The sequence below is a fragment of the Clostridium puniceum genome (assembly GCF_002006345.1).
GTDB lineage: Bacteria > Bacillota > Clostridia > Clostridiales > Clostridiaceae > Clostridium > Clostridium puniceum.
In genome coordinates this window covers 1-3,903 of sequence record NZ_LZZM01000062.1, presented here as the reverse complement: position 1 = coordinate 3,903, position 3,903 = coordinate 1, and the positions used below count along the sequence as shown (strand labels likewise).

The window sequence follows — 3,903 nt, the reverse complement described above, 5'->3', positions numbered from 1 at the left end:
TAGCACTTCCAACTAGTCCAAATATATTTTTACCATTTATAATATTTGAAGCTATATAGTCAGCTGAATCATAATATACACCAGTTCCTCCTGCTGAGTCATAATATCCTCGTGGAATATACATATGCTTAAGTGAATTTAAATTTCCTTTTGGCGCTCCGCCTTTATTAGGTGGAAGTTTTTCATTCCAATTATCTTTATTTTTCCACGAACTAATATTTGCAGCACTTTCACCTAAAACTTTTGCAATTTCTCTAGGTGTAATCTCTCCATTGTTTTTTATATAGATATCTAAAGCTTTATCCCTGTTGGGGCTTCTTGTCTTTCCCATAATTACCTCCATAATAAAAGCACTTAGTTTTAAACTAAGTGCTTAATGTTTTTTATTCGCCCTCGTTCGTTTGAAGTTAATTTAACTAACGAACTCTTCTGCTCTATTTTTCAATGATCTAATGTAGTTTTAAAGATTGTTCATACAAAGTCTGTTTGTTATATACTCTAAACGAACTTGATTATGTGACCTTAAAAATTCATTTACGGAAAACTTTGTAACTAATTAGGAGCTTGTGGTGTCAGCTTCCTGTGAAAATCCTCAAATATAGGTAGTGGATATAATTACAAAGTATTTTTTAATATTATAAGAAGAAGGCGACCTTTAAACAAAGATTCACCTTCTCAAATTATTATATGCTATTTATTTTTCTATCGTTGAACATATCAGTTCATATAGCCTTTCAGAAACTTCAATTATTTTATTTTCATCAATAAAATTGCTTATTGGTTCAATAGTAAATATAGAACCTTTTGACAAACATTCATTGGGTATAGCATCAAATACTATTTGAATTCCAAAATCACCTGTTAGTTTTAAGTTAGATTTAATTAATTTGTCATTAACTAAATCATATATAGAAGATATGACATCATCAGTTTTCTGAGAAATAGTACTTTGCCCTTCTCTATACCACCATTCAAAATAATTGTTCCATATGCTTAAAAATTTATTGTATCCAGCTTCTGTATCTTTAAACAAAACCTTATATAAATCTTTTTGTAGAACAAGACTTCTATCCCATTGTACAAAAGAACCATTAGCTGTTTTACTTGACACATTTTGAAAACTTCCAATAATACTATTCCATAAATTGATCATATTACATTCTAATTCTTCCATATCTAAAAATTCATCTTTTGAATATGATTCTATTTTATTATACATATGTAATACGTGGATAATAAAATTTAGATTTATAGAACTATTATTGCATATAGTAAATGACATTCATGCCACTCCCTTTCTAAATGTGCTATACTCCGTATCCAGCCTCACAGCCAGGTAAAACTACATAACCTTCACCTGTTATATCAGCTGCTGCACCTTCAAACGTTACAGAATAACCGCCTCTATAGACTACTGGAACTGCTCCACTACATGAACTTCCAAGTACACCTTCTCCAGATACTTCATAAGTTTCATATTGTCCATCATAATATTTAACTTCAACATATCCTGTAAATACATATGGCCACTTAGTAGTTGGTTTAACCTTCCAACGTATACTACTATAGCCAGGGTCTATTGTTGCACTACCGCCTTTCCCGGTTACTGTGGTCTTAATTGCAGAAAGTGGATCTGATTGTGATTGTGTTGCTGGTTTTTTCATAAGTGCTACTTCTGCATGACTTTTTACTTCTCCAGTTGGTTTAAATGGTTCTTTTTTACCACTTTTGATTAATACCGCAGTTGATTTCTTATTCTCTTGTACACTGCTTATATTATTAGTAGTATTATTAGTAGTTGCCGCATTTACATCTGTATTTAGAAAGAATGTTGATGCTTGCACAACAGAAAGTGCTAAAGCAAATGCTGTTAATTTTTTGTTTTTCATTTGATAATTCCTCCATCTATGTTTTATTTTTTGCTGTAACTAAATAGCTATCAAACATATAGAATATTATCACAATGACTGCATTTTATAAATACATATTATTCCAAATTAACAAAATTATTCATTAAAAACAAATATATTACACACAATTCTTTTTGCGCCTACAAATATAGGTTTTACGATAATTATATTGATTTTTGCTAATGTTCTTAACTATATCTTTTAATACTTGTCTTGTTATCTGTCCCTTATATGCCATCTTATGATGATAAGTACATAATGATATTAATTTTTATAAATAAAAAAGCCTTATCTCTAAAGCTTTTCTAATTTGCGTTTATTATTTTCTCTTTGTATAGTACTGACTGATATTCCAGTTATTTCACATACTTCTTTATAACTCTTATCTCCACCATTTACAGTGAGTAAGCTTAATGCATGATCTAATTGTTTATCAGTATAACTCTTTGGCCTTCCTTCTTTAAAACCAGCTTTTGTTTTTGCAATTTCTTTACCATTTTGAGTACGTTCAATTATAGTATTTCTCTCCATTTCAGCAACTGCTAATAACGTAGTTAAAAAGAATCTTCCCATTGTGGTGTTTTCCAATAAACCAACATTAAGAACATGTACACTAATACCTCTATCAAATAACTTTTCTACTATATCTATACCTTCAACAGTATTTCTTGCCAATCTATCAAGCTTACATACAACTAATGTGTCGCCTTCTTCTAGTTGGCTTATAATATTTTCAAATATAGGCCTATGAGTAGTCGTTCCCGTATATTGTTCTTTATATATTTTGCAATTATCATATTTACTTAATATTTCTTTCTCTTGTTGCTCTAAACTATTATTATCTAGTTGACCTTTTGAACTTACTCTACAATATCCATAAATCATAATTCATAACCTCACTTTTAAACTAACGTTTTGACCATAAGTTTTGACCTCGTTCTATACATTGATTATACGTCAACTCTTTACCTTAGTCAATACTGTTAAGTTATGAACATGCTTTAAATTTTATTTGTTTTACTTCTCCAACTTAGTTCCTTTAATCTTGCCAGCCATTTCTCTTTTAATTAATTCCCTCATTATTTCCTGCTTACTATAATTTAATTCACCCATTTGAAATTCTATCCTTGCTAATTCACTAATTAATGAACTTAATGGAGCTCTTCTAACATCTGATTGAATATCACTCAATTTCTTTCACTTCCTTTTTTATTTTGCTTCATGAATCTATGCATTATAAATTCTTTATGCTTATTCTAAATACCATTTACCTTCTCTAATTACTTGCTTCAATTCTTTTGTAGAATACCAGGTTGTCATTACTCTTATAACTTCTCTAAAATCATGATATTCTTTTTCATAAATCTCATTATCCACCAGTTCATGCTCTATTCTACATTTTTTATCAGAATTAACTACATCCATAAAACTTACTGGCTTCGGAATCTTTATAAATTTAGCTGCTATTGTAACCTCCGATAAAAGAGCTTTCTCACCATTGCTCCAACATAATATTCTTCCTTGAACACCATCTGCAACCTTTATTGTTTTCATATTACCTACTACTTCAAATTCAGTTCCTATTGCTTCTTCAAATACTTCCTGTATTGTATATAATTTCACTTTTTATCCTCCATCATCTCATCAAAAAAATATATATTAATGTGAATATCCATAAAAGTAGGGTTATTTTTGACCATAAAAATTATTTTTGCAAGATTGTGAACTCTTAATTTCTACACTGATTTTTTTATTATAATAGATATTTATATATATTTTCATTCCAAACCGTTGAAACATAAAGCTTTAAAACACTTTTTATATTTATTTTCTAATCCGCAATAACACCTATGATTACGTATTACTTTTTTTCAGTGCATATATTAGTAATAATTTTTTAGACTAGTCCTAAATAAGTATTCTTTCTTTTTTTACCGATTAATGAATAAAACTTATAATTTGCTATCAGTTATTTCTGCTGCATCCTCTATAT

The 3,903-nt window shown here is 29.1% G+C and carries 6 protein-coding genes; all 6 read right to left on the bottom strand.

Annotated features, from left to right (window positions below; translation table 11 throughout):
* Window positions 1-331: phage terminase small subunit-related protein (locus tag CLPUN_RS05155; RefSeq protein WP_242954051.1), on the bottom strand; the 331-nt coding region annotated here is incomplete at its 3' end.
* Window positions 332-694: 363 nt separating this feature from the next.
* Window positions 695-1,282, bottom strand: a complete 588-nt coding sequence (locus CLPUN_RS05150; protein ID WP_077846260.1) for a hypothetical protein — start codon at window positions 1,280-1,282, stop codon at window positions 695-697.
* A 25-nt stretch (window positions 1,283-1,307) separates the two neighbouring features.
* A complete protein-coding gene (locus CLPUN_RS05145; RefSeq protein ID WP_077846259.1) occupies window positions 1,308-1,889 on the bottom strand; it encodes a hypothetical protein in 582 nt (193 codons plus the stop codon).
* A gap of 315 nt (window positions 1,890-2,204) precedes the next feature.
* Complete coding sequence (locus CLPUN_RS05140; RefSeq protein WP_077846258.1) at window positions 2,205-2,795, bottom strand: recombinase family protein; 591 nt, start codon at window positions 2,793-2,795, stop codon at window positions 2,205-2,207.
* Between the two features lie 132 nt (window positions 2,796-2,927).
* Window positions 2,928-3,101, bottom strand: a complete 174-nt coding sequence (locus tag CLPUN_RS27510; protein ID WP_158078707.1) for a hypothetical protein — start codon at window positions 3,099-3,101, stop codon at window positions 2,928-2,930.
* A gap of 60 nt (window positions 3,102-3,161) precedes the next feature.
* The gene (locus CLPUN_RS05135; protein ID WP_077846257.1) at window positions 3,162-3,533 is read right to left on the bottom strand and encodes a hypothetical protein; all 372 of its coding nucleotides are present in this window, start codon (window positions 3,531-3,533) and stop codon (window positions 3,162-3,164) included.
* Window positions 3,534-3,903: the final 370 nt, after the last annotated feature.

Coding starts and splice junctions, on each gene's coding strand:
- CLPUN_RS05150 (WP_077846260.1), bottom strand. CDS start 1,282: ATGTCATTTACTATATGCAATAATAGTTCTATAAATCTAAATTTTATT.
- CLPUN_RS05145 (WP_077846259.1), bottom strand. CDS start 1,889: ATGAAAAACAAAAAATTAACAGCATTTGCTTTAGCACTTTCTGTTGTG.
- CLPUN_RS05140 (WP_077846258.1), bottom strand. CDS start 2,795: ATGATTTATGGATATTGTAGAGTAAGTTCAAAAGGTCAACTAGATAAT.